Source organism: Ensifer sp. R1-3, from assembly GCF_056739175.1.
This window is the reverse complement of sequence record NZ_CP096515.1, coordinates 166,998-192,661: the sequence shown is the minus strand read 5'-3', so window position 1 is coordinate 192,661 and position 25,664 is coordinate 166,998. Positions and strand designations below refer to the sequence as shown.

The window sequence follows — 25,664 nt, the reverse complement described above, 5'->3', positions numbered from 1 at the left end:
AATTCGGATCAGCGGAAAGGGAGGACTGAATGGCGGGGAAACTGCTTTCGATCGGCGAATGCATGGTGGAGCTCATGCAGGCGGAGCGTGACATGCTGCGCAAGGGCTATGCCGGCGACACCTTCAATACCGCCTACTACGCCCGGCTCTTCCTGCCGGCGGACTGGACGGTCGATTATTTCACGGCCGTCGGGACCGACACCGTTTCGGACGAGCTGCTGGCCTTCATCGAGAGCACCGGCGTCGGCACGGCGCACATCCGCAGGATCGAAGGCCGGACGCCCGGCCTCTATATGATCCATCTCAAGGACGGCGAGCGCAGCTTCTCCTATTGGCGCTCGACTTCCGCTGCCAAACTGCTCGCCGACGATCCCGATCGGCTGCGGGCGGCGATCGAGGCGGCGAATGTGGTGTTCTTCTCGGGAATCACCCTGGCGATCCTGTCGCCGGACGCGGCAGAAACATTGCTTGCGGAGCTTCGGCGGGCAAAGGCGGGCGGACGGCAGGTCGTCTTCGACCCGAACATCCGGCCGCGCCTTTGGGACGACGCCGCTCGGATGCGCGCGACGATCGAAGCCGGTGGCCGGGCGGCAACGATGGTGATGCCGAGCTTCGACGACGAGGCCACGCATTTCGGCGATGCATCAGTGGAAGCGACCATCGAGCGCTATCGCGCGCTCGGCGCCGAAAACGTTGCGGTCAAGGATGGTGAAAACGGCGTCACGCTCGATTTTACGGGTGAAGACCGGGTTCACGTTCCCGCCTCGCAGGTTTCCGCCGTTGTCGACACGACCAGCGCCGGCGACAGCTTCAACGGCTCCTTCCTCGCCCGTCTTGCCAGCGGCGACAGACCGGCAGATGCCGCGGCCTTCGCCGCCCGTATTGCGGCCGCCGTGATCGGCCACCATGGCGCGTTGATCGGACGGGACAAGCTGCCGCGGGGTTAGAGCGGGATGAGGAAAAGTGCGTGCGGTTTTCCGCCTGCATCCCGCGTCTTAACTTGTTGGAACCGAACACCTTCACATTTCTAGTCGATCGGACCTAAAAACATCGTGATCTGGAGCGGGATCCGGGTGGGTATCAGCAATTTCCCCTCTGCCCTGCCGCGCATCTCCCCCGCAGGGCAGATTGTCCCGAAGCAAGGCCCTGCCCCTCACCCTAACCCTCTCCCCGCGCGCGGGGAGAGGGTTAGGGTGAGGGGCAACGGGGGGGTTCAGACCGCGGCTACCCAGGGTAGTGTGCTGAAGGTTCTGCAAATTCACTGAGAGAGGCGGTCATGGCAGGCTGGTGATGTTGACGTCACCTGATTCCCTGGAAGGAACGCCACCATGACCAAGACTGAAGGTAAGACAGCCAGCGCCGCCGTCAAAGACATTTTGCTTTCGAACCCCGATGGGCTGCGCGAGGTGATCCGCACGGTGATGCAGGAGGTGCTGGAAGCGGAGATGGACGAGGCGCTGGGAGCTGCGAAAGGCGAGCGCACGCCGGAGCGGCTCGGCTACCGTTCGGGCCACTATGGCCGCACGCTGATCACGCGGGTGGGCAAGCTCGAGCTGCGGGTGCCGCAGGATCGCTCGGGGCACTTCTCCACCGAATTGTTCGAACGCTATCAGCGCTCCGAGCGGGCGCTGGTGGCAACCTTGGCGGAGATGTATGTGCAAGGGGTGTCGACGCGGAAGGTCAAGGCGATCACCGAGGAGCTGTGCGGCCATGCCTTCTCGGCGTCATCGATCTCGGCGATCAACAAGCGGCTGGACGAGAGCCTGAAGGCCTTTGCCGAGCGCCCGCTTCAAGAGCCGTTTGCCTACCTGATTCTCGATGCCCGTTATGAGAAGGTGCGCGAGGCCGGTGTGGTGATGAGCCAGGCGGTGTTGATCGCTGTCGGCATCGACTGGGACGGACGGCGGCAGATCCTGTCGGTCGAGATGGCCGGCCGTGAAAGCCGTTGCGCCTGGAAGGACTTCCTCGTCAGGCTGAAAGGGCGCGGTTTGAAGGGCGTCGAACTGGTGGTCTCCGACGACCATGCCGGTCTCGTCGCGGCAATTGGCGAGGTGATCCCGGAAGCTGCCTGGCAGCGCTGTTACGTGCATTTCCTCAGGAACGCCCTCGATCACCTGCCGCGCAAACATGGCGACGATTGCCTGCAGGAGCTTCGATGGCTCTATGATCGCCGCGACCTTGATGAGGCGAAGGCCGATCTCGCCGCGTGGCTGGGAAAATGGTCGGCCCGCTATCCGCGCCTGACCTCCTGGGTTGAGGAAACCATCGAGCAGACGCTGACCTTCTTTCGTCTGCCGCGCCAGCATCACAAGCACCTCAAGAGCACCAACATGCTGGAACGCCTCAACGAGGAAATCCGCCGCAGAACCTACGTCGTGCGCATCTTTCCCAACACCGAGAGCTGCCTACGACTCGTCCGCGCCCTCGCCGTCGAAACCCACGAAAACTGGATGGAGGCCAATCGCTACATCAACATGGACGACCTGCGAGAGCACAAGAAACTCGCACTCCGTCAAGCCGCATGACCAGCACGCATGACCGCCCATTTTGCAGAACTTGACGCACACAACCCTACCCAGAATCTGTCGACCATCATCCCGGTCTAAAATGTCGAGTATCAACCCGGTTGAACAGAGGGTCCATTCCCTACGCGCTTTGTGCCACCGCTTCCCGCCTGAACCCCTTGCTCGCGACCATCAGGTTGCGCGTATATTCCTCGGCAATGCGGCCGGCCACCAGGTCAGCCGAACTCAGCCGCTCCACCACGCGGCCGTTCTGCATCACGGCCAGCCGCTCGCACATGTGCGTGACGACGCCGAGGTCGTGGCTCACCATGATGAAGGTCAGGCCGCGGTCGCGCCGCACCTCTTCGAGAAGGTTCAGCACTTCCGCCTGCACGGACGCGTCGAGCGCGGAGGTCGGCTCGTCGAGGAGCAGGATCGAGGGCTCCAGGATAAGCGCACGTGCGATCGCGATGCGCTGGCGCTGGCCGCCGGAGAGCTGGTGCGGATAGCGGAAGCGGAAACTGGAACCGAGGCCCACCTCGTCCAGGGCCTTCAGGATGCGGCGCTCGCCGTCTCCGATGCCGTGGATCGCCAGAGGCTCCATCAGTTGCCGGTCGACCGTCTGGCGCGGATGCAGCGAACCGTAAGGATCCTGGAACACCATCTGCACCGCCCGATAAAAGGCCTTGTCACGCCGCGTGCCACGAACCTCGCGGCCCGAAACGCGGATCGTCCCCTCGCTTGCGGCGGTGAGCCCGGCGACGGCGCGCAAAAGGGTGGACTTGCCCGAGCCGGATTCGCCGACGAGGCCGAAGGACTCGCCCTTCGCGACATCCACGCTGACGGCATCGAGCGCCTTGAACTCGTCGAAGACGACGCTCAGATTTTCGACGGATACGGCCTCGGTCATAGCGCCCACTCCGGTTTCCGGTCGAGAACCGGCAATGGATGGCGATCCGCCCCGATCACCGGCATGCAGTTCAGGAGCCCTCGTGTATAGGGATGCTTGGCATTGCCGAGTTCCGACGCGGCGATCTCCTCGACGATCCTGCCCGCATACATCACCAGAACGCGGTCGCAGAAAGACGAGACGAGGCGCAGGTCGTGCGACACGAAGATCAGCCCCATGCCGCGTTCCGCCACCAGCTTGTCGAGGATCGCGAGGACTTCGAGCTGAACCGTCACGTCGAGCGCCGAGGTCGGCTCGTCCGCGATCAGGAGTTCCGGCCCGGCAACCAGCATCATCGCGATCATCGCCCGCTGCCCCATGCCGCCCGAGACCTCGTGCGGATAGAGGTCGAAGACGCGGGAAGCATCGCGGATCTGCACGGCCGCGAGCATGTCGAGCGCCCGCTCCCGCGCTTCCGCGCGGCCGACCTTCTCGTGCCGCCGCAAGGTCTCGACGATCTGCCGTCCGATGCTCATCACCGGGTTCAGCGAATATTTCGGATCCTGCAGGATCATGGCGATGCGCTTGCCGCGCAGGTCCCGCCGGAGTTTCGGGGAGGCCGAAAGAAGGTCGATTCCTTCGAAGGCAAGCCGTTTCGCCGTCACCTCCGCATGCGGCGGCGTCAGCCCCATGATGGCGCGGCCCGTCTGCGACTTGCCGGAGCCGCTTTCGCCGACGATGCCGAGGCGCTCGCGCCCGAGGGTAAAGGAAACGCCGCGGACCGCCTCGACAACCCCAGTGCGCGTCGGGAACCGGACCCGGAGGTCCTCGACGGTCAGAAGCGCGCTCATTGGCCGCTCTCCCGCGGATCGAGCGCATCGCGCAGCCCGTCGCCGAGTAGGTTGAAGCCGAGGCTGACGATCAGAATGGCGATGCCGGGCATGGTCGCCACCCACCACTGGTCGAGGATGAAGCGCCGGCCGGAGGCGATCATGGCACCCCATTCCGGCAGCGGCGGCTGGGCGCCGAGACCGAGGAAGCCGAGGCCAGCCGCAGTCAGGATGATGCCGGCCATGTCGAGCGTAACGCGGACGATCAGCGACGACATGCACATGGGCATGACATGGCGGAAGACGATGCGCAGCGGCGACGCGCCCATCAACCGCACCGCGGCGATGTAATCGGAATTGCGCACCGTCAGCGTTTCGGCGCGGGCGATGCGCGCATAGGGCGGCCAGGAGGTGATGGCGATTGCGATCACCGCATTTTCGATCCCCGGGCCAAGCGCCGCGACGAAGGCGAGCGCCAGCACGAGCTTCGGAAAGGCGAGGAAGATGTCGGTGATGCGCATGAGGACCGCGTCGACCCATCCGCCGGCATAGCCGGCGACGGCGCCAACGATCAGGCCGACCGGTGCCGCGATGATTGCGACGAGAAGGACGACGAGGAGCGTCAGCCGCGAACCGTGTATCAGCCGGGACAGGATATCGCGGCCCTGGTCGTCCGTACCGAGCAGGTAGCCTTCGCTGCCGGGCGGCAGAAGCCGTGCGCCGGCAAGGTTTCCGATGACCGGAGAGTGAGGCGCGAGCGCATCGGCAAAGATCGCAACGAATACGAGCGCCAGCAGAATGCAAAGGCCGAGCACCGCAAGCCGGTTGGCGGAGAAGCGCCGCCAGGTCATATAGGCGCGGCCGAGCCGAGCCTGGATCCGCGACTGCGGGCGATCTGAAAGCAGCCACTCGCGGCGCGTCATCGGGCGTGTTTCGCTGGCAAGGCTCATCGGGCGCGCGTCCTCGGGTCAAGCGTCCGGTAGAGAAGGTCGGACAGGAGATTGATGGCGATGAAGACCGATCCGATGATGATCGTGCCGCCGAGAACGGCATTCATGTCGGCATTCTGCAGCGAATTGGTGATGTAGAGGCCGAGCCCCGGCCAGGCGAATACGGTCTCCGTCAGGACCGACCCTTCGAGCAGGCCGGCATAGGAGAGCGCGATCACCGTCACCAGCGGCACCGCCGCATTGCGCAGCGCGTGCGTCCATATGATCCGCGCCTCAGAAAGCCCCTTGGCGCGCGCCGCAACGATATATTCCTGCTGCAGCTCGTTCAGCATGAAGCTGCGGGTCATGCGGCTGATATAGGCGAGCGAGAAATAGCCGAGCAGCGAAGCCGGCAGGATGATGTGCCGGAAGACGTCGCGGAAGACATCCCATTGGCCCTGCCAGGCCGAGTCCAGGAGGTAGAAACCGGTAACCGGCGTGAAGCTGTATTCGTAGACGATATCGATGCGGCCGGGATAGGCGACCCATTGCAGCCGCGCATAGAAGACGAGCAGCGCGAGCAGTGCCAGCCAGAAGATCGGCACGGAATAGCCCACGAGGCCGATGACGCGAACCAGCTGGTCGGCGATGCTGCCGCGCTTGACGGCGGCGAGAACGCCGAGCGGCACGCCGATGAATGCACCGATCAGCGTTCCGAGCGTCGCGAGTTCCATGGTCGCCGGAAAGACGCGGCGGATATCCGCCATGACCGGATTGGTGGTCAGCACAGAAGTCCCGAAGTCGCCGGTGAATGCTTGCCGGCAGTAGATGAAGAACTGCTGGTAAAGCGGCAGGTTGAGCCCCATCGCCTCGCGCGTGCGTTCCACGACGTGATTCGGCGCCCGATCGCCGAGAACGGCAAGCACCGGATCGATCGGGATGACGCGGCCGATGAAGAAGGTGACGGCGAGAAGGCCGAGATAGGTGGTTGCCACGACGACGAGAAACTGCAGTACCGCGACAAACGCCTTCCGGGAACGGGCGCGCCGGCGCCCGCTCATGGGTTCAATTCCGCTCATGCTCAAGGGAACGGTCCTTTCGACTATTCCTTGGATACGTTCCAGACGTAGTTGGTGTCGAAGCTCGGTCCGAGCTTGAAGCCCTGGAGGTTGCCGCGAAGCCCGGCGACCTCCGTCTGCTGGAAGATGAAGACGAACGGACTATTCTCCAGAACCGTCTTCTGCAGCTCCTTGTAGATATCGGCGCGCTTGGCGCTGTCGCGTTCGAGGAGCGCGTCCTTGGTCTTCTTGCTGAGTTCCGGAACGTCCCAGGCGTTGCGCCATGCAAGCGTCTTGTTCGTGCCTTCGTCGGAATTGTCCGGATTGTTGGTGAATGTATCGGCATTCGAGTGCGGATCGAAATAATCCATGCCCCACTGGCCGATATACATATCGTGGTTGCGCGCGCGGTACTTGGTCAGCGTCTGCTTGCCGTCACCCGGAATGATTTCGAGCTTCACGCCCGCCTGCGCCAGCGTCTGCTGGAAGGATTCGGCAACGCCGGTCACCGGCTGAGTGTTGCGCACGTCCATCGTGACCGTGAAGCCGTCGGGATAGCCGGCCTTCGCCAGCAGTTCCTTCGCCTTGGCGACGTCGAAGGTGTAGGGATTCTCGTTGAGAGCACCGAGCACGCCCTTCGGCAGGAAGCTCTGGTGGATCTCGCCGATGCCCTTGATCAGCGTCGCGCCGATCGCGTCATAGTCGACCAGATACTTGAAGGCCTGCTGTACCTCGGGTTTTGCCAGCGTCTCGTTCTTCTGATTGAGACTGATATAGTAGACCGTCCCCTTCGGAGCGCTCGCCGTCGCCAGATCGGCATTCTTGCCGACAGCCTCGTAATCGCCGGGTTCGAGGTTTCGCGCCACATCGATGTCGCCGGCTTCGAGCGCGAGCCGCTGGCCCGAACTTTCCTTCATGTGGCGGTAGATGACGCGGGCGAGTTTCGCCGGTTCGCCGTAGAAGTTTTCGTTCCGCTCCAGCACCACGACCTCGTTTGCGCGCCATTCGCGCAGCTTGAACGGGCCGGACCCGGCATAACCGGTCTTCAGCCATTCATTTCCGAAATCGTTGTCGTATTTGTACTCGTCGCTCGGCGTCACGGATTTCACGTGCTCGAGCACGAGCTTCTTGTCCACGACCGAAGCAACCGTCGCCGTCAGACAGTTCAACACGAAGCTCGGCGCATAGGGCTGGTCGACCGTGAAGACGAAGGTCTCCGCGTCGGCGGCCTTCGCCTTTTCCGTGACATTGTCGCCGGTGAGGCCGAACTGCGTGAGAATGAAGGCCGGGCTCTTGTCGAGCTTGACGGCGCGTTCGAACGAATAGGCGACGTCCTCGGCGGTGATCGGATTGCCGGAGGCGAATTTCATGCCGGATTTGAGCTTGAACGTATAGGTCAGTCCGTCATCGGAGACCGTCCAGCTTTCGGCGAGATCGCCGACGACCTTGGACGTGTCGTTGAGATCGAGCCGGACGAGCAGGCTGTAGGTATTGCTGGTCATCTCGGCGGTCGAGAGCTCGAAAGCTTCGCCCGGATCCATGGTGATGATGTCGTCGAACGCGAAGCCCTCGACCAGCGTATCCTTCGGCGTTTCCGCGAAGGCCGGCTGGGCCGCACCCATCGCCATGGCGAGTGCCGCCGAGGCGGCAAGAACTCGAAAACGTCCGTTGAGCTTATGCATCATGTTGCGCTTCCCTCTTTTAACCCTTCTCGGGCTTTTCTTCATGATGATCAGGCAGGCTCGTGCCATGCCTGACCCAGAACTCTCAGCCAGTTCTCCCGGCATATTTTTGCCAGTTCGGCGTCACCATATCCGGCGTCTTCCAGCGCGGCAACGAGCTTCTGATTTCCCGCCGCGTCGGCGATTTCCTCGGGGATGGTTGCGCCGTCGAAATCGGATCCGAGCGCCACGCAGTCGATACCCATACGCTCGACCAGATAGTCGACGTGGCGGACCATGTCGGAAAGCGGCGTCGCCGCGTTCTCCTGCCCATCGGGGCGCAGCATCGTCGTCGCATAGTTGAGGCCGACGAGCCCGCGGCTCTCGCGGATGGCGTCGAGCTGCCGGTCGGTCAGGTTGCGGGCGACTGGCGTCAGCGCATGAACATTGGAGTGGCTGGCGACGAGCGGCTGGTCGGTCGTCTTCGCCACGTCCCAGAAACCCTTTTCCGTGATGTGCGCGAGGTCGATCAGAATGCCGAGCCGGTTGCAGGCGCGCACGAGTTCGAAGCCGGCTTCGGTAAGGCCGGGCCCCGTATCGGGCGACATCGGATAGGCGAAGGGAACGCCATGGCCGAATACGTTGTGACGGCTCCATACGGGGCCGAGCGAGCGAAGTCCGGCGGCATGGAAGGTCTCGAGCGCCGCGAGGTCGGGCCCGATAGCCTCGCAGCCCTCCATATGCAGGACGGCGGCAAACACCTCGTCGGCCATCGCCGCACGTATCTCTTCAACCGAGCGGCAAAGCCGCCAGGCGCCTGCGCGGTCGAGCTTGAACGCGATGTCGGCAAGCTCCATCGCGGTCGCGAGCGAAGGCAAGTGGTCGAGCGGCGCCGCCATGGGCGTCGCGTAATGGCCATTCTCATCCGGCGTCTTGAGCACCAGATCGCCGGATGGGACGTAAATCGCACAGAGGCCGCCTGCGAGACCGCCTGCCTTGGCGCGCGCCGCATCGATATGGCCCTTGTCGGTCCCCTCCGAAAACTCCGCCACTGGGTCGGCACCGCCGCGTGCATGTTGCCAAAGGCGCAAAAGCACATCGTTATGGCCGTCGAAAACCGCCTGCATTCCCAAATTTTCCTTCGTTATATCAAGGGGATCGGGATGGGACATCGCCACCTCGCGTCCGGACGGAGACGAAGCGCGATGCTATTGAAACGGATCGCGCATTTCAATGAATATCCGGGAATTTCAGTGGATAGGCTGTAGCGAAAACTTGCAGGACGCCGGCCGCGATCTTCACGCGCTCAATGGAACGTGGACTTCGAGAAGAGGTTGAGTACGAGCACGCCGGCGATGATGAGCGCCAGCCCGAGAATGGCCGGCAGATCGAGCTTCTGACCGAAAACCACGTAGCCGGCGATCGAGATCAGCACGATGCCGAGGCCGCTCCAGAGCGCATAGGCGATGCCGACCGGGATGTAGCGCAGCGCATAGGAGAGGAAGAAGAAGGCGACTGCGTAACACAGAACCATGAGCACGGTGGGGGTCAGCCGCGTGAAATGCTGCGCCGCCTGCATGGCGGAAGTGCCGAGCACTTCGAAGACGATGGCGATCACCAGAACAGTGTAGAGCGTGGCGGGATTCAAGGAACGTCTCCGATCGAAGTATGGGAAAGCGGCACCGGTCTGGCCCCTCTATTCCAGCGAAAGCGCGTTGAGCTTCTGAAGCAGGATCGCCCGGGTCGGTGCTTCGATGTCATGGCTGCGCATCAGATCCGACAGCCAGACGCCATCGGCGGCGAAGCGGGCGAGCAGGCAACTTGGCGAACTGTCCGTGGCGGCGAATTGCGCGGACCGGCGCGCCACCCATTCGCGCCAACGCTCCTTGAGATGCGGCTCGGCCAGGAGCGCAATGGTCAGCATCTGCCAGCCTTGCGCCTCCGCCTCGGCGTCGAGCGCGAAACAGACGCCGAGATAGGCCCGCGTAAAGCGTCCCTTTTCGACGGCATCTCCAGCCATCGCTTCGTCGAGGGCGCTGTCGAAACGCGCGACGAGGTCATCGAAGAGGGCGTCGAGGAGAGCCAGCTTGTTGGGGAAATGGTGCAGCAGCCCGCCTTTGCTGACACCCGCCGCCTGCGATACGGCGTCGAGGGTCACCGCGGCGATGCCCTGCTCCAGCGACAGGCGTGCCGCAACCTCCAGCAATTGCCGGCGGACGCGTTGCGGTTGCTTCTTCCTGGAGGGGGCGCTTGTCATGGCCCATAAACATACCGTCTGGACGGTTTGTCAAGTCACTTTCTTCAGGCGGTGTTTGTCGCGCCGAGGCAGATCATACTTGATCTGACATGGTTCGGCATATACATTTAGGCATATACAAAAGAGACGAATGCCATGCCCGTCCCGTTGCCGTCATCGCGACCTAAAGAAGTAAAGCTGTTCCGCAATAACCGCAGCCAGGCAGTCCGTATTCCTGCGGAGTTCGAGTTGCCTGGAGACCGTGTGTTGATCCGTCGCGAAGGAACGAGACTCATCATCGAACCGATAGCCAGGCCAGCCGATATCGTGGAGCTTCTCGCGGAGTGGAAGAAGGAAGCTCCCCTCGGACCTGAAGACCGGTTCCCGGATGTTGAGGATATGCCCGCCCGGCCGGAGAAAATCTTTTGAACGGGTATCTTCTCGATACGAACATTATCAGCGACGTCATTCACAATCCGTTCGGACCGGCTGCGCAACGCATCGAACGGATCGGCCCGAAGGAGATTTACACCAGCATCGTCGTCGCGTCCGAGTTGCGGTATGGTTGCACAAAAATGGGATCGGCGAAGTTGCTCGCCAAGGTCGAAAGCTTGCTGGAAATCGTCCCGGTGCTGCCATTGGATATTCCGGCCGACACCCGATATGGCAGCATTCGTGCGGAATTGGAGTCTCTGGGGCAGACCATCGGCTCCAACGATCTGTTGATTGCCGCGCATGCATATGCGCTGGACCTGACGCTGGTGACGGACAATATCCGTGAGTTCAGCCGCGTTCGTGGCCTTAGTCTGGAAAACTGGCTTGAGCGATAGGCGACACGTTTTCCACGCCTCCTCCTAACGAGCAGGCCTGCCGCGCCGAAAAGCCGCAAGCGAAGGAATGGCGAGCCATTGCCCGCCCGGGTCGCGCGCTGTACCAATCCCGGCGAGGATTGTGACCATGACGGAACCGCAAACGACGACGCTTTACGAGGCGATCGGTGGCGATGCCACCGTGCGTGCTCTGACGCAGCGCTTCTACGAACTGATGGACAGCCTGCCGGAGGCTGCGCACTGCCGCGCGATCCACCCGCCGGATCTGACCGGCAGCGAGGAGAAGTTCTACGAATATCTGACCGGCTGGCTTGGCGGACCGCCGATCTATGTGCAGAAACGCGGCCATCCCATGCTGCGCCGCCGGCACTTCATTGCCGGGATCGGGCCTGTCGAGCGCGACGAATGGCTTCTCTGCTTCACCCGCGCACTCGAAGAAACCGTCTCCCACCCGAAGCTGAGGGAGATCATTCTGGAGCCGATCACCCGGCTCGCCCATCATATGCAGAACAAGGAATAGCCAGGATGCCGAACAGCGGACTGCGCTCGACCATGCTTTTCGTCGCCGGCCTCATGGGCCTCTTCGGCGTCGCGAGTGCCGCCGCCGCTTCGCATGGCGATCCGCGTCTTCTCGGCGGCGCATCGGCCATGTGCCTCGCCCACGCACCGGCGCTGGTCGCGCTTCATGCCGGATGGGCGCACTTCCGCACCGCCGCCCTCGCTGCCTTGCTGCTGGCGGCAGGCACGGCACTCTTTGCCGGAGACCTCACCATGCGCCATTTCTCGGGCCACGGCCTCTTTCCAATGTCAGCGCCGCTCGGGGGCCTGACGATGATGGCCGGCTGGCTTGCCGTCGCGATCGGGGCATTCCTGCTTCGGAAGCGTGATGAGGACGCGTGAGACGTAGGGTATTTCCGGAAAGCTGCGCAGCTTCAAAGGCTAGGTGCCTTCGACAGGCCTAAGATCAGGCACCCTCGACGACGGTAAAGCCCTCGAACTTCGGCGGACCGAGATACATTGCCTTGTTTTCGCCGGCGCTTCGGTGCGCCGCGCGGAAATTGTCGGACTTGGTCCAGGCGATGAAGGCGTCCCTGTTCTCCCAGGCCGACTTCGAAATGAAGGGCGTGTAACCTTCCTCCGGCACGCTGTCGCCGCGCAGCAGATGGAATTCGATGAAGCCCGGCATCTCCGAGAGAGAAGAGTCGCGCGCCTTCCAGACCGCCTCGAAGGCCTCCTCCTGACCGGCTGCGACACGGAAACGGTTCATGGCGAAGTACATGCGTTAACTCTCCTAGGCCTTCTTTTGCGAGACGGGCTGCGCGTTCATTCGCGGAAACGGCAGGATAGCTCCCTCGCTCGGCGGCGCAAGGCCGAGAGGATCCCTCGCCGGCGGGCGCGCCTGCCAGCTGGGAAACTCGGTCACGTTTTCGTTTTCCTCCAGCATCCGTGCCCGGCGGGTGAGAAGCTCGTAGAGCTCGGGGACCAGTCCGTCACCGAATTGAGAAGCGAGTTTGTGGAGACCGATCATCGTCATCTGATCGGGACGCTCGTCATGCATTTGAAAGCTCCATGCGGCCGGCAGGAATGCCGTCTGACCGCTCGTATATGGTTCAATTCTCGCTGCCGTTTCCGGTCAGATCCTGAAGCGCCCGCTCGAGGCTCGACTTCGAGCCGTTGCGCAGCGGCACGAAGGCCTTGCCCCACTTCTTGCAGCCCGTCTTCACGCGAAGACACGCATCGTGGCTGATGCAGTCGATCGGGCAGAAGACGCAGTCGACCGAGGGCAGGACACGATCGATGCGCGATACCGCCTCTCGTAAACCACCGTCATGGTGGATGAGTTCCGCACCGTAGGAACTGGCGATCTGGCGCAGATGCGCGACCTGGCAGTCGCGCCCGCCGACATAGAGGAAGCTGCGGCCCTCGAGCGTTACCTTGCCGGCATTCGGTTGCGGCGCGCTCGCCGCGTCTTTCGCCCTGCCCTTGCCGCCCTTGCCTGAATTCTGGTGCCGCTTGCCACCCATCCGTCGTCTCCGTCTTGCTCCGCGACGCCGGCATTGCCGTCCATCGCCAATCAGATTTGGCACACACCGATCGGTTGCGTGACGGAGGCAACCTATAAAACTTGATAGAGGGAGTAAAGTATAAACATGAGTGCTTTAATCATATTTTTAGAGCCTGTCTCCCGCGGCATATTCCTTGCTCGCGGAAGCAGGTCGCAGCCTGAATTCACCGGGTGAAGGCCACCGGAATGTTGAATTCCCATCTGTCGCGCCCCGCCCCGGCGGGAATGGCTGGGAAGGGTGCTGCCCGGCGCACGGTTTCCAACGCGGCTTGATCAAGGACGGGCGAACCGGCGCTCTTCGTTATGCCGACCCTTGCCACCCCACCACCGGACGTTACGGTAAAGCTGACATGGGCAACTCCACGCAGGCCTTGCCGTCTAGCCTCGGCCGGGTAGCGAATAGCGCGGGTCAGCTTTCTTCTGACCTTGCCGGGATAGTTCGACACCGCGGCATTGCCGATTTCCCGCGAGGCGCCCCGGCTTTCTCCCGTGGCGGCAGCCGCCGTGGCAGTCTCTGCGCCGTCGGCCTTGCCCTTTTTCTGCGATTTCGCCTGAGTGCCGCCCTCACCTGCCTTTTTCCGGACGACCTTCTTTTTCTTCGCCGGCTCCTTCTTCGGCTCAACCTTCTCGACTTCGGGCTTCAGGACTTCCTCAGGGTCCGGTCTCTCCTGCGGAATGACGGTCTCGACCGGAGCGATGCTTGCGATCACGTCTGATTCTTCGACCTGGCTCGCCGGCATTTCTCCTGCGGGAAGGATGACGTCCGCTTCCGTCGGCGTCATTTCGGACGGCTCCTGGGAGACAGGTTCGGTCGGCACCGGCTCCACGGCTTCGACCACCTCTTCCGTCGGTTCGCTTTCGGTCGGCTTCAGTTCCTCGGGCGTCTCTTCCGCCGGCTCCACCACTTCGGATGGGTCCCCCGCCTGGACGGTATCTTCGAAAGCATTGCCGAGCAGCGACACTTCCACGGTGGAGCCGCCGGCGATGAGCGCCAGCTCCTTTTCCTCTTCGGGCGCAAGCAACATCGCCCCGCCGGCATGCGCCAGTAGGGAAAGGCCGATCGCCGCCGCCCATTTCGCCATGTGTTTCATTCTGTCTTGCCTTCCGCCGGCAATTTCGAGGACGCGAACCTCAGCCCTTGAGTTCCACGGCCGATTTCGAGCCGGTCTTCAGGTCGGTCATGCAGGCGCTCTTGTCGACGCCTTCGCCGACGCAGGTCGGTGCATCGTTGATCAGCAGGCTCTTCACCGCCTCGCATTTCGTACCCGGCAGATCGAACTGCCTGACTTTCGTCTTGCCCGCGGGGAGATCCCTGAAATCGAGCACGGCCATGCGCTCGACCAGGCCTTTCTGATCGAAGAGCACGAATTCGAACGAAACCTTCGAAAGCGACTGAGCCAGCGCGTTACCGGCGACGAAGGTCAATTTGCATCCTTTTTCCGACGGCGCGATCTCGTTGAGCTCGATCGAAAGGCCGGCCGGCGCGGCGGCATCCTGCGCTCGGGCTGCCCCTGCCGTGACGAGAGCTACGCAGGCCGCAAAGGCAAAACGGGAAAAATAAGTCATCCTGACACCACTCGCTGTCCGCGTCGGTCCATTGGGTCCCCGCACGCGTTGCTTTTAAGTTGACCGCAACATTCCGGTATTGCGTCCTTAAAGAAATATGAGTAATGAAGTCAAGATACTAAATGGAATGGGCGGGACCAATGGATGACGCGCTCGTCTCGTCTCCAACTCGCGAATTGGCAAGACCGTGACACCGAACGACACCGATAATCCACGATCCCCGCAAACCGTGGCGCCGCTGAACCGGCCGCAACCGATCGTCGAGAGCCACGACCTCTTCCGCGGCCACAACGAGATTCTCATTTCCCACGACGGGACGATCTACCGGATGAAGATCACCCGCCAGGGCAAGCTGATTCTGAACAAGTAGCGAGATGACGATGACTGAGAGCATGCGCCCCACCCCGTCCGAAATCCGGGCCTATCGCGCCGAGAATCCGAAGCTGCGCGAACGTGACATCGCCGCGAAGCTCGGCATTTCGGAGGCAGCGCTCGTCGCTGCCGAATGCGGCCTCACCGCCGTCCGGATCGAAAGCAGCGCCGGCCGCTTCCTCGAGCGCGTCGAGGAGCTGGGCGAAGTCCTTGCGCTTACCCGCAACGAAAGCGCCGTCCACGAAAAGGTCGGCGTCTACGAGAACATCAAGCAAGGACACGCCGCGGCTCTGGTGCTTGGCTCCGAAATCGACCTGCGCATCTTTCCGGGCGCCTGGGCACATGGTTTCGCCGTGACCAAGACGGATGCGAAAGGGGAGGTTCGCCGCAGCCTGCAGTTCTTCGACAAGTGGGGTCATGCCGTCCACAAGGTTCATCTGCGTCCCCAGTCGAACCTCGCCGCCTATGATAAGATGGTCGAAGATCTTCGCCTGGACGACCAGTCGCAGGACTTCATCGCCGATGCCGGCGCGCCCGCAACCGACGATGCGGTCGATGCCGCAGTCGATACGGCAGAGCTGCGCGACCGCTGGTCGAAGCTCACGGACACGCATCAGTTCCCCGGCATGTTGCGCAAGCTCAATATCGGACGGCGCCGGGCGCTGCACGCGATCGGCGACGACTTCGCCTGGCGGCTCGACACGGCCTGCATCGAGATGATGATGCGCAGTGCTGCAGAGACGGCGCTGCCGATCATGTGCTTCGTCGGCAATGGCGGCGTCATCCAGATTCATTCCGGTCCGGTCGTCAAGATCGGCACGATGGGGCCGTGGCTGAACGTGATGGATGAAACCTTCCATCTGCATCTGCGCACCGACCATATCGCCGAGCTCTGGGCCGTGCGCAAGCCGACCGCGGACGGACACGTGACCTCCCTCGAAGGGCTCGACGCCAAGGGCGAGATGATCATCCAGTTTTTCGGGAAGCGTAAGGAAGGTTCCTCGGAGAGGGCCGAATGGCGCAGCCTGGTCGAGGAGCTGCCCCGTCTGGAAGCCGTCGTCGCGGCCTGATGGTGCCGCCCAACCGGGCGGCGGTTTGGGACGACATGCATTGATTCGAAGGAAGTGATGATGAACGGCTTCGCTATCCGCCGTCTTCGGCGTTGGGAAATGGCCCTCGCGGCCTTCGCGCTGTCGGCGCCCTTCGTGCTGCCCTCGCTTGCGCCGGGAGCCCCGCCTTTCCTGCGCCCGGCGATGGCCGAGGTGCTCGAGCAGCCGGACACCTCCCGCGTCGTCTCGGTGGGCGGCGCGATTACTGAAATCATCTATGCGCTCGGCGAGGAGAACCGCCTCGTCGGCCGCGATTCCACCAGCATTTACCCGGAGGCGGCAACCAAGCTGCCGGATGTCGGCTACATGCGGCAATTGGCGCCCGAAGGCGTCCTCGCAGTCAATCCGACGGCAATCGTCGCCGTCGAGGGCAGCGGCCCGCCGGAAGCGCTCGCTGTGCTCAAAGAGGCGAACATTCCCTTCACCAGCGTCCCCGAGACCTATGACAAGGACGGCATCGTCAATAAGATCCGCGCGATCGGCGCTTTCCTCGGCGTGAAGGAAAAGGCCGAAACGCTCGCGCAATCCGTGGAGAAGGATCTCGCCGCCGCCGTGGCCGACAGTGCCGCTCGCCCGCAAGGCGAGCGCAAGCGTGTCCTCTTCATTCTAAGCACCCAGGGCGGCAGGGTTCTCGCCTCCGGTACCGGCACCGCCGCCGCCGGCATCATCGAGCTTGCCGGCGCGGTCAACGCCGTCGGCACCCTGCCCGGCTACAAGGCACTGACTGAGGAGGCGATCATCGAGGCCAAGCCCGATGTAGTCCTGATGATGAATCGCGGCGGGAGCCACGCTGCAGGCCCCGACGAACTCTTCGCCCTTCCGGCGCTCAGCCTGACCCCGGCTGCGAAGAACAAGGCACTGATCCGCATGGATGGGCTGCATCTGCTCGGCTTCGGCCCCCGCACGGCAGGTGCCATCCGCGAACTGAACGCCGCAATCTACGGAAAGAAGACCAATGCCTCGCAGTGAGGCCATGGAAGGCGCGATGCGCAGGCCGGCACTTGCCGCCCGGATCGTCCGCGACTGGCGCAGCGGAGACCGGGCGGGCCTGGCGCGTTGCCTGATCGCAGTGCTGGCGGTGCTTGCGGCGGCGACGTTCATGACGTCGATAACGACCGGCGCGGCGGATGCATCGCTTTCCAGTATCTTTCGCTGGCTCTCCGGCGAGACCGATCAGGCCATGAGCGCGCGCGACCGCATCATCATCCTCGATATTCGCCTGCCGCGCGCCGTGCTCGGAATGCTCGTCGGCGCGTCGCTTGCCGTTTCCGGCGTGGTGATGCAGGGCCTCTTCCGCAACCCGCTGGCCGATCCCGGCCTCGTTGGCGTTTCCTCCGGCGCAAGCCTCGGCGCGGTGCTTTTGATCGTGCTCGGTGACGTTGCCTTTGGCCCGCTCTTCGCAGTTTTCGGCTTCTATGCCCTCCCCTTCGGCGCCTTCCTCGGCGGCCTTGCCACCACGCTGCTGCTCTACCGGATCGCGACCCGCGGCGGCCAGACGTCGGTCGCGACGATGCTGCTGGCGGGCATTGCGCTGGGCGCGCTTGCCGGTGCAGTGACGGGCGTACTCGTCTTCATCGCGGACGACAAGCAACTGCGCGATCTCACTTTCTGGGGCCTCGGATCGCTTGCCGGCGCCAACTGGACCAAGATCGCCGCCGCCGGACCGATCATCCTGGTGTCTCTTGCAGTCGTCCCTTTCCTGGCGCGCGGGCTCAACGCCATCACGCTCGGCGAAGCCGCTGCCTATCACATGGGCGTCCCGGTCCAGCGGTTGAAAAACATTGCCGTCTTCAGCGTCGCCGGCGCCACCGGCGCGTCGGTGGCCGTCAGCGGCGGCATCGGCTTCGTCGGCATCGTCGTTCCGCATCTCCTGCGGCTGGTCATAGGCCCGGATCATCGTTACCTGCTGCCGGCCTCAGCCCTGCTTGGCGGCACGCTGCTGATCTTCGCCGACATGCTCGCCCGCACGATCGTGTCGCCGGCCGAACTGCCGATCGGCATCATCACCGCCTTCGTGGGTGCGCCCTTCTTTCTCTGGGTGCTGCTCAGGGGCCGGTCGAACATGGGACTTTGACTGCGGCCATGATCAGAGCATCCGATATTTCCGTTCGCCTCGCCGGAAGACAGGTGCTGCACGGCATCTCCCTCGATGCCGCCCCCGGTGCAATGACTGCAATCGTCGGCCCGAACGGATCGGGAAAGACCACGACCTTGAAGGCGATCTCGGGGGAGCTCACGCCGTCGACCGGTAAGGTCACCATCAACGGTCGCGACATCGCAAGCCTGAAACCATGGGAGCTTGCGCTCAAGCGCGGCGTGCTGCCGCAGTCGACCGTCATTTCCTTTCCGTTCACCGTTCGGGAGATCGTGCGCCTCGGCCTCATGGCCAACGACGGCGAGGCTTCCGCCCACGGCCGGATTGCCGACCAGGCGCTCGAGGCGGTCGATCTTGCCGGATTTTCCGGGCGCTTCTACCAGGAGCTATCGGGCGGGGAACAGCAGCGGGTCCAGCTCGCGCGCGTCCTCTGCCAGATCTCGGCCCCGGTCGCGAACGGTGAACCGCGCTATCTCCTGCTCGATGAGCCGGTATCGAGCCTCGACATCCGCCACCAGCTCACGATCATGCGGCTTGCGCGCCAATTCTGCGCCGACGGCGGCGGTGTCGTCGCGGTCATGCACGATCTCAACCTTACATCGATGTTTGCCGATCAGATCGTGATGATGAAAGCCGGCCGCATCCGGGCGCGCGGAGCACCGAAAGACGTGCTGACCGACGAGACCATGGAAGCGGTCTTCGGCTGCCGAATGCGGGTGAGCGTCGCTCCGGCACACGATATCCCGTTCGTATTGCCGCAGTCCGCCACGATGTGAAGCTGAGCTCACCGCGGCAACGTCAGGATTTACCGAAACAAATTCCTCCCTCATGCGTTGATCTACAATGCCGGCGTGTACATCGCGCCGCCGCGTGTCCTATCGGGCGCACAAAAGAGCCGGGGAGTGTGCCTTCGCCGGCCGATTCGCATGAACCGATCACATGCCGGCCGTTTCGCGCCGGCACAGCAGCGAGGGAGAAGACAATGGCGACAGGCATGTTCTCAGGCTCGGGCAGCCGCAAGCGCAACGGCAGCGCGATCGACCCGTCGGTAGAGGATCAGCTGAACGAAATACGCGAAGACATCGCGCAGCTCATGGCGCTGATTGCCGACCGCGGCGCTGCGGCTTCGCGTGACGCAAAGGCCAAGGCGCACGGCGCCCGTGACCAGGCCGAAACCGACCTGCACGCCCTGATGGAGAGCGGCGAGCAGATGCTTTCCGACTTGCGCGGCCGCTATGCGGATACGGAAAGGGAGGTCCGTCGGACGATACGCGAGCATCCTCTTGCGACACTCGGCACCGCAGCCGTCATCGGCCTCATCGCAGCCGCTCTGCTGCGCCGATGAGGACCTGCCAGGCATCGCGTTGACCGAGTATGAAGGGGAGCTACCTTATGGGGACACTCGGGACTGTCCTGTCGGCCCTGCTTGCGTTCGACGCCGCCGCTGCGGCGTCGCGCTATAAGCGCAATGCGGTCCTCTGGGCCATCATCGCCGTGCTTCTCGGCAGCGCCTACGTCTTCGCCCTGATCGCAATCGCCCTGCTTCTCTCGGCGCGCTATTCGCCCGTCGCCGCAGCGCTGACGGTAACCGCCGCCCTGGTGGTGACCGCCCTAGTCGTCATCGGCGTCATGGCCGGGCTGAACGCCCGCGACCGCCGGCTTGCCGACGAACGCCGGCGCCGTTCGGCGATGCGGACGAATCTTGCGCTCGTCGCAGTGACAAGCATCCTGCGCAAGCAGCCGCTGCTGGGCGCGGCGACCGGGATTGCCGTTGCCGCGCTGCTCGGACTGAGCCGCGGCCGCAAACGCAGCGACGATCGATAGTTTGGAATTCCGCACTTGGGTGGCCCCTCATCCCGCTGCCGCGACCTTCTCCCCGCAAGCGGGGAGAAGGGACAAGCCTCGGGCTCACCATCTTCCTTGATAACCGAGGGGCGAACCGTGCCGCGAGTCCCCTTCGCCCCGCTTGCGGGGAGAAGGTGCGGCAGGCGGATGAGGGGCAAATCATCAAAGCGGCAGCCGGATCAACGCCGTGACCCCCGCAGGCAGATATTCGACTTTCACCGAGCTCCCGATGATCTTGTCCAGGCTGCGCTCGATCAGGATCGAGCCGAAACCGCGGCGACGCGGCTCGCGAATGGGCGGGCCGCCCACTTCGGTCCAGGTGAGATGCAGCACGGACTCGCCGTCCTCGACCACGCGGCGCGCGGTCAGCACGATCTTCCCCGTCGGGACCGAGAGCGCGCCGTATTTTACGGCGTTCGTCGCCAATTCGTGCAGCACCAGTCCAAGCCCGACGGCCTGGTCGGGACCCAGCAGGATCTCGTCCTTGTGCAGCTCGACCTGTTGGGAATAATCGCTGACATAGGGCAGCAACTGTTTCGAAATCAGTTCCGACAGGTGGATCGTGCCCCATTCGTAGTCGGAAAGGAGCCCGTGCGCCTCGGAAATCGCCTGAAGCCGGCCGGCAAAGGCGGTCATGAACTCGGCCGGGTCACTCGTTTGCCGGAGCGTCTGGCGGGCAAGCGACTGGAGCATTGCAAGCGTGTTCTTGACCCGGTGGTTGAGCTCCTTCAGCAACAGCCGCGTACGGTTCACCGACGCCTGCTGGTCCGATACGTCGATCGTCATGCCGAGAAAGCTCAGGGGCGCGCCCTTGCTGTCCCGGTCGTGCACGCGGCCGCGGCCGAGAAGCCATCGCCCGTTCGTGCCGATGCGAAACATGCCGTCATATTCCTCGTTGGCAGCCATCGCCTGACGGAGCTTCGAGAAGGTCGGGATGCGATCCTCGGGATGAATGGCGGAGAAGATCGCCTTAGCGCCGACGGTGCGCTCCGGCGGAAGGCCGAACATGCGCATCATCGCGCCATTGCCGGAGACCGTACCCGCGCGAATGTCCCAGAGCCAGCTGCCGACATTGGCCGCGTCGAGCGCCATGGCGAGCCGCTGCTCCTCGCGGGAAAGCGCGGCCTCCTTGAGCGCACGGCGGCGCGCCTCGTCCTTCAGCTTGAACAGCGAGGCGGCGACACCTGCGATGCGCTGCAGCTCGCTTTGCCGTTTGGCCGAGACCTCGGACCGGGGCTCGACATCGAGAACCGCGACGGTTCCTATCGCCTGACCGTCCAGAACAATCGGCGCGCCCGCATAAAAGCGCACGAATGGCGGACTGCCGACCGCCCGGCGGTGGCGGAACGCCGGATGGCGGGAGGCATCAAGCACGAGGAAGGGGCCGCCATCGCCTGCCGCAATCGTATGAACGCAGAAGGACTCGCGAACGTGCGACCGCGTTTCCGTCGTTCCGATGCATGCCTTGAACCATTGCCATTCGCGATCGACCAGGCTGACGAGAGCGATAGGCGCGTCGAAAAGGCTCGCGGCAAGCCGCGCCAGCCCGTCGAAATCCTCGTCGGGGACCGACATGTCCGGCACGGCAGCCTGAAGGACACCGAGCCGCTCCGGCGCGTCGAGCACCTGCGCTACCGCTGGAAGCATCGCCTCTGTCTTTTCACGCATCCGGCCTGAACTCCAAACTCGCGCAGGCACCTGAAATTCGGCTCCGCTGAATGTTTCCTTCGACCGGAGCCGATCCAAGGATGAAAACATACAGCAAATTGGAGCAATATGGCGACCGCGCTCCGTCGATCGAACGCAGCCCTCGGAATGCCCGCTTCCGTTCCCGAGCCACCGCTATCCGGCACCGCTCTACTGCATATGTCCTTGAATCGTTACCGATTCAAGGACATGCAACAAATCGAGGTGCTACCGCGGCCCTTGCGCGTCCGATACGACCGCGCTGCAGGATCGATTCACGAAACGAAGGCACGCGAGGTGATGGGTGCGGAGGTCTCGTCAGGCCCGTAGTCGTTTTCTCCCCTGACCTGTAGAATTTCCTGCAGCCGCTGACGCGCCCTGTTGACGCGGCTCTTGATCGTTCCGAGCGCACAGCCGCAGATCGTGGCGGCCTCCTCGTAGGAGAAGCCCGAGGCCCCCACAAGGATGATCGCTTCGCGTTGATCGGGCGGCAACTGTTCGAGCGCCCGGCGGAAATCCTGCAGATCGAGCGAGCCGTATTGTTCCGGGTGATGCGCAAGCGTTTCCGTCAAGTGGCCGTCGCTGTCCTGCACCTCGCGCCCACGCTTGCGCATCTGACTGTAAAGCTCGTTGCGCAGGATCGTGAAAAGCCAGGCCTTCATGTTGGTACCGATCTCGAAATGATCCTGCTTGGCCCAGGCCTTCATGATCGTGTCCTGCACGAGATCGTCCGCCCGGTCGTGCCGCCCGATCAGCGACATCGCAAAGGCGCGCAGGCTCGGCAGCGCGGCAAGCATCTCACGCTTGAACTCTTGGTTTTCGGATGACATCCGGCGCTTACTCCTTGCCCTGCAGAGCCGATTGCTGTTCCGCAGCTTCCAGCTTTTCCAGTAGATCGAGAAAGCGTGCCGGTATCGCTTCCTCCTGCACCGACTGGTAGAGGGCCTTCAGCTTCACCGCAATCTGCGCATTCGGATCGTCGGAGGACGGACTTTTACCGATCATCCGCCCTGCCCCTGTCGTATATCTCATTGTTGCAATTTCGCCCTTGAAAGTTCGCCTGCACCATAACGCCTCGGAAAAATGAAATGTTCCGAAGCGGAACCATTTTTTCGGAGAAACGTTTCCGCAACGATATTTCGCCATGGATCGAGGGAGTCCCTGAATGACATTGTCCACCCGTATTGCTCCATTTCTTCCTTATCTGCGCCGCTATTCACGTGCCCTGACCGGGTCGCAGACCTCTGGAGATGCCTATGTCGCGGCCGTGCTCGAGGCACTTATCGCGGACACGTCGATCTTTCCGGAAGCAAGCAGCGACAGGGTAGCGTTGTTCCGTCTCTTCACATCCATGTTCGGCTCGTCTTCCGTCCTCGTGCCGGAGCCCGTATCGCCCTTTGCCTGGGAACAGCGCGCATCCGTCAACCTCGCGGCGGTCTCGCCGCTCGCACGCCAGGCGTTCCTGCTCGTATCGGTCGAAGCGTTCACGCCACAGGAAGCCGCCGAAGTACTCGATGTAGACGCCGCCAAGCTGGCCGCACTTCTCGACCGCGCATCCCAGGAAATTTCCCGTCAGGTTGCAACCGAGATCATGATCATCGAGGACGAGCCGCTGATCGCGATCGACATCGAGCAAATGGTCGAAAGCCTCGGCCACAGCGTGACCGGGATCGCACGCACCAAGGACGAAGCGATCGCCCTCTACGAGACGACGAAGCCGAACATGGTGCTCGCAGACATCCAGCTCGCGGACGGCAGCTCGGGAATCGATGCCGTCAACGAAATCCTGAAGACGGCCGCCGTTCCGGTGATTTTCATCACCGCCTTCCCGGAGCGTCTCCTGACGGGTGAACGTCCCGAGCCCACGTTCCTCGTCACCAAGCCTTTCAATCCGGAAATGGTGAAGGCCCTGATCAGCCAGGCGCTGTTCTTCAACGAGACGACAAAGGCAGCCGCCTGAATTCGAAGCGCGGGATCCAGAGCCGATCGGCCCTGGATCGCCTCGCAAGCTTCCCCTATACCCTGCACCTGTCGCTTTCACCCTCATCCCTGTGCTCGTCACAGGAATGAGGTTCGATGGTAACCACCGTCAACAACCCAAACACGCTCGGCGATCATACCCCGAAGCAAAACAGCCAGTGCCGAGGGAAAGGGCACTGGCTGAGCTTTGGCAACTCACTGAGGGGGGATGTGAGTTGGCAACCGGCGGTATGCCTCCGACGTCACATTGGGGGCGATGTGCGTCACCGTCCGGTTATCGCCATAATGCACGAGGCGAAAAAAGGTTCCGCGGATAATCGGCAAGATCTGCAGATGAAATCTGCACCTTCCCGCATCTCAGTTCACTCCATCGACTCCAGTTCCTCGCGATGCCGATAGAGCGCGAGGAAGCGCCGATAATCCCGGTCGTAGATGCGGCGCAGCGCCGGGTCGGGGAGCCGCTCCGTTCCAGCCGACGACATCGCCGGTCCGGCGCTGGCAAGGTCCGGATAGAGCTCGCCGGCGACGGCCGCCGTCATCGCCGTGCCGAGGAGAACGGCGTCGGGCGCCTGGGGTGCGACGACCCGGCAGCCGGTGACGTCGCAGTAAAGCTCCATCAGCAGGGGGTTGCGCACATGCCCGCCGGTCACGTGCAGCGTGTCGAGTTCGTAGCCCGCTTCCTTCATCATCTCGAGGATGTGGCGAATCCCGAGCGCGATCGCGACGCAGGTTCGCCAATAGAGCCGGCACAGCGCATCGAAGGAGGAGTCGAGCGGCAGCCCGCTGATGACGCCGAGTGCATGCGGATCGGCAAGCGGCGACCGGTTGCCGTGGAAATCCGGGAGCACGTGAAGGCGCTGGGCAAAGTCGACGCCATGAACCGCGCGCATTTCCTGCACGCGCTCGATGATCTTCGCATGCGTTTCGGTCGTCGGCGGCAGTCCGCCTCCGTGCAGCCGCACGATATGATCGAGCAGCGCTCCGGTCGCCGACTGACCGCCTTCGATGAGCCAGAGCCCGGGCAAGACCGCCTCGAAATAGGGCCCCCACATGCCGAAACCCGGCTTCATGTCCTTGGAAAAGGCGACGATGCAGCTCGAAGTTCCGCCGATCAGTGCCAGCTGGCGCTCCAGCTTCGCCGGCGCGTCCGCGAAGCCGCCGAGCACGCCGAGCGCCCCGGCATAGGCATCGATCAGCCCCGGCGCGACCTGGCATCCGGTGTCGAGTCCGAGCTCCTCCGCCGCGCTCGCGCTCAGGCGACCGACGGCGCGCTCCACCGGCAAAGTCTCTTCGGGCAATCCACCACGTTCGAGGAGGTCCTCAAGACCGATCTGCTCCAGGTAATCCTGCTGCCAGCCGCGTCTCTCGTGGGCGAGATAGTTCCATTTTGCCGTCAGCGTACAGCGCGAGCGGGCCGTACTCCCGGTCGACCGCCAGGACATGTAGTCCGCGAGGTCGAAGAAATACCCCGCCCGTTCCCATTGCTGCGGAAGGTTGCGCTTCAGCCACATCAGCTTCGGCATTTCCATTTCGGGCGACATCACCCGCCCAGAATGATCGAGAACGGGATGCTTGGTCGCCGTACAGAAATCGGCTTCCGCCAACGCCCGGTGGTCTAACCAGACGATGGTGTCCCAGCGTGCCTCCCCCTGACGGTTGACCGAAAGCGGCGCGCCGTCGCGATCGCGCACGACGAGCGAACAGGTGGCGTCGAAGCCGATCGCCGCGATGCTCTCGGCCGGCACAGCGGCCTTCTCGCGCGCCGATCTGACGGCACCGCAGACCGCAGCCCAGATGTCCTCTGAATCGTGCTCGGCGTGGTTTTCCTCCGGACGGTTCATTGCAATCGTCCGATCGGCCCGCGCCAGGAGCTTACCTCGCCGATCGAAGACGCCGGCGCGGGCGCTGCCGGTTCCGATATCGACCGCCACGACATATTCGCGCATCAATGGATGCCCCCGTCCCGAAAAATGATGGATTTTCGCCGAGCGGGACGACGCGGCCGCAAA

Annotated in this window: 31 protein-coding genes; 14 read left to right on the top strand and 17 right to left on the bottom strand. The window is 63.2% G+C overall.

The genetic code is table 11. From position 1 onward, the window contains the following. Positions 1–29 precede the first annotated feature (29 nt). Both M1D43_RS00965 and M1D43_RS00960 read left to right on the top strand, forming a co-directional pair. Positions 30–947: a sugar kinase gene (locus M1D43_RS00965; protein ID WP_107608223.1), complete on the top strand. Its 918-nt coding sequence runs from the start codon at positions 30–32 to the stop codon at positions 945–947. A 381-nt stretch (positions 948–1,328) separates the two neighbouring features. Continuing rightward, the gene (locus tag M1D43_RS00960) at positions 1,329–2,525 is read left to right on the top strand and encodes an IS256-like element ISRm5 family transposase (protein ID WP_498814052.1); all 1,197 of its coding nucleotides are present in this window, start codon (positions 1,329–1,331) and stop codon (positions 2,523–2,525) included. A 121-nt stretch (positions 2,526–2,646) separates the two neighbouring features. On the opposite strand, the gene M1D43_RS00955 is transcribed toward M1D43_RS00960, so the two are convergent. The 8 genes from M1D43_RS00955 to M1D43_RS00920 form a co-directional block, all read right to left on the bottom strand. Beyond that, on the bottom strand, positions 2,647–3,414 hold the full coding sequence (locus M1D43_RS00955; RefSeq protein WP_003536332.1) for an ABC transporter ATP-binding protein: 768 nt from the start codon (positions 3,412–3,414) through the stop codon (positions 2,647–2,649). Further along, on the bottom strand, positions 3,411–4,244 hold the full coding sequence (locus tag M1D43_RS00950; protein ID WP_018095700.1) for an ABC transporter ATP-binding protein: 834 nt from the start codon (positions 4,242–4,244) through the stop codon (positions 3,411–3,413). Before M1D43_RS00950 ends, M1D43_RS00955 begins: the two co-directional genes overlap by 4 nt. After that, the gene (locus M1D43_RS00945; RefSeq protein ID WP_153313306.1) at positions 4,241–5,173 is read right to left on the bottom strand and encodes an ABC transporter permease; all 933 of its coding nucleotides are present in this window, start codon (positions 5,171–5,173) and stop codon (positions 4,241–4,243) included. Before M1D43_RS00945 ends, M1D43_RS00950 begins: the two co-directional genes overlap by 4 nt. Continuing rightward, positions 5,170–6,231 carry an ABC transporter permease gene (locus M1D43_RS00940; RefSeq protein WP_498814051.1) on the bottom strand — a complete coding sequence of 354 codons (1,062 nt, stop codon included), beginning with the start codon at positions 6,229–6,231 and terminating at the stop codon, positions 5,170–5,172. Before M1D43_RS00940 ends, M1D43_RS00945 begins: the two co-directional genes overlap by 4 nt. A 23-nt stretch (positions 6,232–6,254) precedes the next feature. Beyond that, positions 6,255–7,895 carry an ABC transporter substrate-binding protein gene (locus tag M1D43_RS00935; RefSeq protein ID WP_003536336.1) on the bottom strand — a complete coding sequence of 547 codons (1,641 nt, stop codon included), beginning with the start codon at positions 7,893–7,895 and terminating at the stop codon, positions 6,255–6,257. A gap of 47 nt (positions 7,896–7,942) precedes the next feature. After that, the gene (locus M1D43_RS00930) at positions 7,943–8,998 is read right to left on the bottom strand and encodes a dipeptidase (RefSeq protein WP_028010494.1); all 1,056 of its coding nucleotides are present in this window, start codon (positions 8,996–8,998) and stop codon (positions 7,943–7,945) included. 179 nt (positions 8,999–9,177) lie between these two features. Then, entirely contained in the window at positions 9,178–9,450 is a 273-nt protein-coding gene (locus tag M1D43_RS00925; RefSeq protein WP_064744416.1) for an SMR family transporter, read from the bottom strand. A gap of 117 nt (positions 9,451–9,567) precedes the next feature. Further along, on the bottom strand, positions 9,568–10,128 hold the full coding sequence (locus M1D43_RS00920) for a TetR/AcrR family transcriptional regulator (RefSeq protein ID WP_107608225.1): 561 nt from the start codon (positions 10,126–10,128) through the stop codon (positions 9,568–9,570). A 135-nt stretch (positions 10,129–10,263) separates the two neighbouring features. On the opposite strand from M1D43_RS00920, the gene M1D43_RS00915 reads away from it, so the two are divergent. From M1D43_RS00915 to M1D43_RS00900, 4 genes are all read left to right on the top strand, one after another. Continuing rightward, positions 10,264–10,536 carry an antitoxin gene (locus tag M1D43_RS00915; protein WP_153313305.1) on the top strand — a complete coding sequence of 91 codons (273 nt, stop codon included), beginning with the start codon at positions 10,264–10,266 and terminating at the stop codon, positions 10,534–10,536. Beyond that, entirely contained in the window at positions 10,533–10,937 is a 405-nt protein-coding gene (locus M1D43_RS00910) for a type II toxin-antitoxin system VapC family toxin (RefSeq protein ID WP_153313304.1), read from the top strand. Before M1D43_RS00915 ends, M1D43_RS00910 begins: the two co-directional genes overlap by 4 nt. 127 nt (positions 10,938–11,064) lie before the next feature. Next, positions 11,065–11,457: a globin domain-containing protein gene (locus M1D43_RS00905; protein ID WP_153313303.1), complete on the top strand. Its 393-nt coding sequence runs from the start codon at positions 11,065–11,067 to the stop codon at positions 11,455–11,457. A 5-nt stretch (positions 11,458–11,462) separates the two neighbouring features. Continuing rightward, positions 11,463–11,837, top strand: a complete 375-nt coding sequence (locus M1D43_RS00900; RefSeq protein WP_153313302.1) for a DUF423 domain-containing protein — start codon at positions 11,463–11,465, stop codon at positions 11,835–11,837. Between the two features lie 64 nt (positions 11,838–11,901). Here M1D43_RS00900 and hmuQ read toward each other — a convergent pair whose 3' ends face one another. The 5 genes from hmuQ to M1D43_RS00875 all read right to left on the bottom strand — a co-directional run bounded on the left by hmuQ (position 11,902) and on the right by M1D43_RS00875 (position 14,568). Beyond that, positions 11,902–12,216, bottom strand: coding sequence for a heme-degrading protein HmuQ (gene hmuQ / locus M1D43_RS00895; RefSeq protein ID WP_003536354.1), 315 nt, complete (start codon positions 12,214–12,216; stop codon positions 11,902–11,904). 12 nt (positions 12,217–12,228) lie between these two features. Continuing rightward, positions 12,229–12,495, bottom strand: coding sequence for a hypothetical protein (locus tag M1D43_RS00890; protein WP_153313301.1), 267 nt, complete (start codon positions 12,493–12,495; stop codon positions 12,229–12,231). 52 nt (positions 12,496–12,547) lie between these two features. Then, on the bottom strand, positions 12,548–12,961 hold the full coding sequence (locus tag M1D43_RS00885; protein ID WP_003536357.1) for a DUF2325 domain-containing protein: 414 nt from the start codon (positions 12,959–12,961) through the stop codon (positions 12,548–12,550). A 205-nt stretch (positions 12,962–13,166) separates the two neighbouring features. Next, positions 13,167–14,093, bottom strand: coding sequence for an energy transducer TonB family protein (locus M1D43_RS00880; RefSeq protein WP_153313300.1), 927 nt, complete (start codon positions 14,091–14,093; stop codon positions 13,167–13,169). Positions 14,094–14,133: 40 nt separating this feature from the next. Further along, on the bottom strand, positions 14,134–14,568 hold the full coding sequence (locus tag M1D43_RS00875) for a hypothetical protein (RefSeq protein WP_027990618.1): 435 nt from the start codon (positions 14,566–14,568) through the stop codon (positions 14,134–14,136). 187 nt (positions 14,569–14,755) lie between these two features. Here M1D43_RS00875 and hemP point away from each other — a divergent pair, with 187 nt between their 5' ends. From hemP to M1D43_RS00840, 7 genes are all read left to right on the top strand, one after another. After that, a complete protein-coding gene (gene hemP, locus M1D43_RS00870) occupies positions 14,756–14,938 on the top strand; it encodes a hemin uptake protein HemP (protein ID WP_318850464.1) in 183 nt (60 codons plus the stop codon). Between the two features lie 10 nt (positions 14,939–14,948). Beyond that, the gene (locus M1D43_RS00865; RefSeq protein WP_027990620.1) at positions 14,949–16,010 is read left to right on the top strand and encodes a hemin-degrading factor; all 1,062 of its coding nucleotides are present in this window, start codon (positions 14,949–14,951) and stop codon (positions 16,008–16,010) included. Positions 16,011–16,067: 57 nt separating this feature from the next. Continuing rightward, a complete protein-coding gene (locus M1D43_RS00860) occupies positions 16,068–17,018 on the top strand; it encodes a heme/hemin ABC transporter substrate-binding protein (protein ID WP_153313299.1) in 951 nt (316 codons plus the stop codon). Then, positions 17,005–18,123 carry a FecCD family ABC transporter permease gene (locus M1D43_RS00855; RefSeq protein WP_013844765.1) on the top strand — a complete coding sequence of 373 codons (1,119 nt, stop codon included), beginning with the start codon at positions 17,005–17,007 and terminating at the stop codon, positions 18,121–18,123. Before M1D43_RS00860 ends, M1D43_RS00855 begins: the two co-directional genes overlap by 14 nt. An 8-nt stretch (positions 18,124–18,131) precedes the next feature. Continuing rightward, a complete protein-coding gene (locus tag M1D43_RS00850; protein ID WP_153313298.1) occupies positions 18,132–18,920 on the top strand; it encodes a heme ABC transporter ATP-binding protein in 789 nt (262 codons plus the stop codon). 206 nt (positions 18,921–19,126) lie between these two features. After that, complete coding sequence (locus M1D43_RS00845; protein ID WP_153313297.1) at positions 19,127–19,489, top strand: ElaB/YgaM/YqjD family protein; 363 nt, start codon at positions 19,127–19,129, stop codon at positions 19,487–19,489. A 47-nt stretch (positions 19,490–19,536) separates the two neighbouring features. Continuing rightward, the gene (locus M1D43_RS00840; RefSeq protein ID WP_003536372.1) at positions 19,537–19,968 is read left to right on the top strand and encodes a hypothetical protein; all 432 of its coding nucleotides are present in this window, start codon (positions 19,537–19,539) and stop codon (positions 19,966–19,968) included. Between the two features lie 183 nt (positions 19,969–20,151). Here the strand turns inward: M1D43_RS00840 and M1D43_RS00835 are convergent, their stop codons facing one another. The 3 genes from M1D43_RS00835 to rsiA1 form a co-directional block, all read right to left on the bottom strand. Further along, positions 20,152–21,657 (bottom strand): sensor histidine kinase, encoded by a 1,506-nt coding sequence (locus M1D43_RS00835; protein WP_010969936.1) that lies wholly within the window; start codon positions 21,655–21,657, stop codon positions 20,152–20,154. A gap of 293 nt (positions 21,658–21,950) precedes the next feature. Then, positions 21,951–22,505: an RNA polymerase sigma factor gene (locus M1D43_RS00830; RefSeq protein ID WP_003525557.1), complete on the bottom strand. Its 555-nt coding sequence runs from the start codon at positions 22,503–22,505 to the stop codon at positions 21,951–21,953. A 7-nt stretch (positions 22,506–22,512) separates the two neighbouring features. Continuing rightward, on the bottom strand, positions 22,513–22,680 hold the full coding sequence (rsiA1, locus tag M1D43_RS00825; RefSeq protein WP_003525565.1) for an anti-sigma factor RsiA1: 168 nt from the start codon (positions 22,678–22,680) through the stop codon (positions 22,513–22,515). Between the two features lie 160 nt (positions 22,681–22,840). Here rsiA1 and rsiB1 point away from each other — a divergent pair, with 160 nt between their 5' ends. Beyond that, positions 22,841–23,635 carry a PhyR-type response regulator RsiB1 gene (rsiB1, locus tag M1D43_RS00820; protein ID WP_003525566.1) on the top strand — a complete coding sequence of 265 codons (795 nt, stop codon included), beginning with the start codon at positions 22,841–22,843 and terminating at the stop codon, positions 23,633–23,635. 382 nt (positions 23,636–24,017) lie between these two features. Here rsiB1 and M1D43_RS00815 read toward each other — a convergent pair whose 3' ends face one another. Beyond that, positions 24,018–25,601: an FGGY-family carbohydrate kinase gene (locus tag M1D43_RS00815; RefSeq protein WP_127597908.1), complete on the bottom strand. Its 1,584-nt coding sequence runs from the start codon at positions 25,599–25,601 to the stop codon at positions 24,018–24,020. Positions 25,602–25,664: the final 63 nt, after the last annotated feature.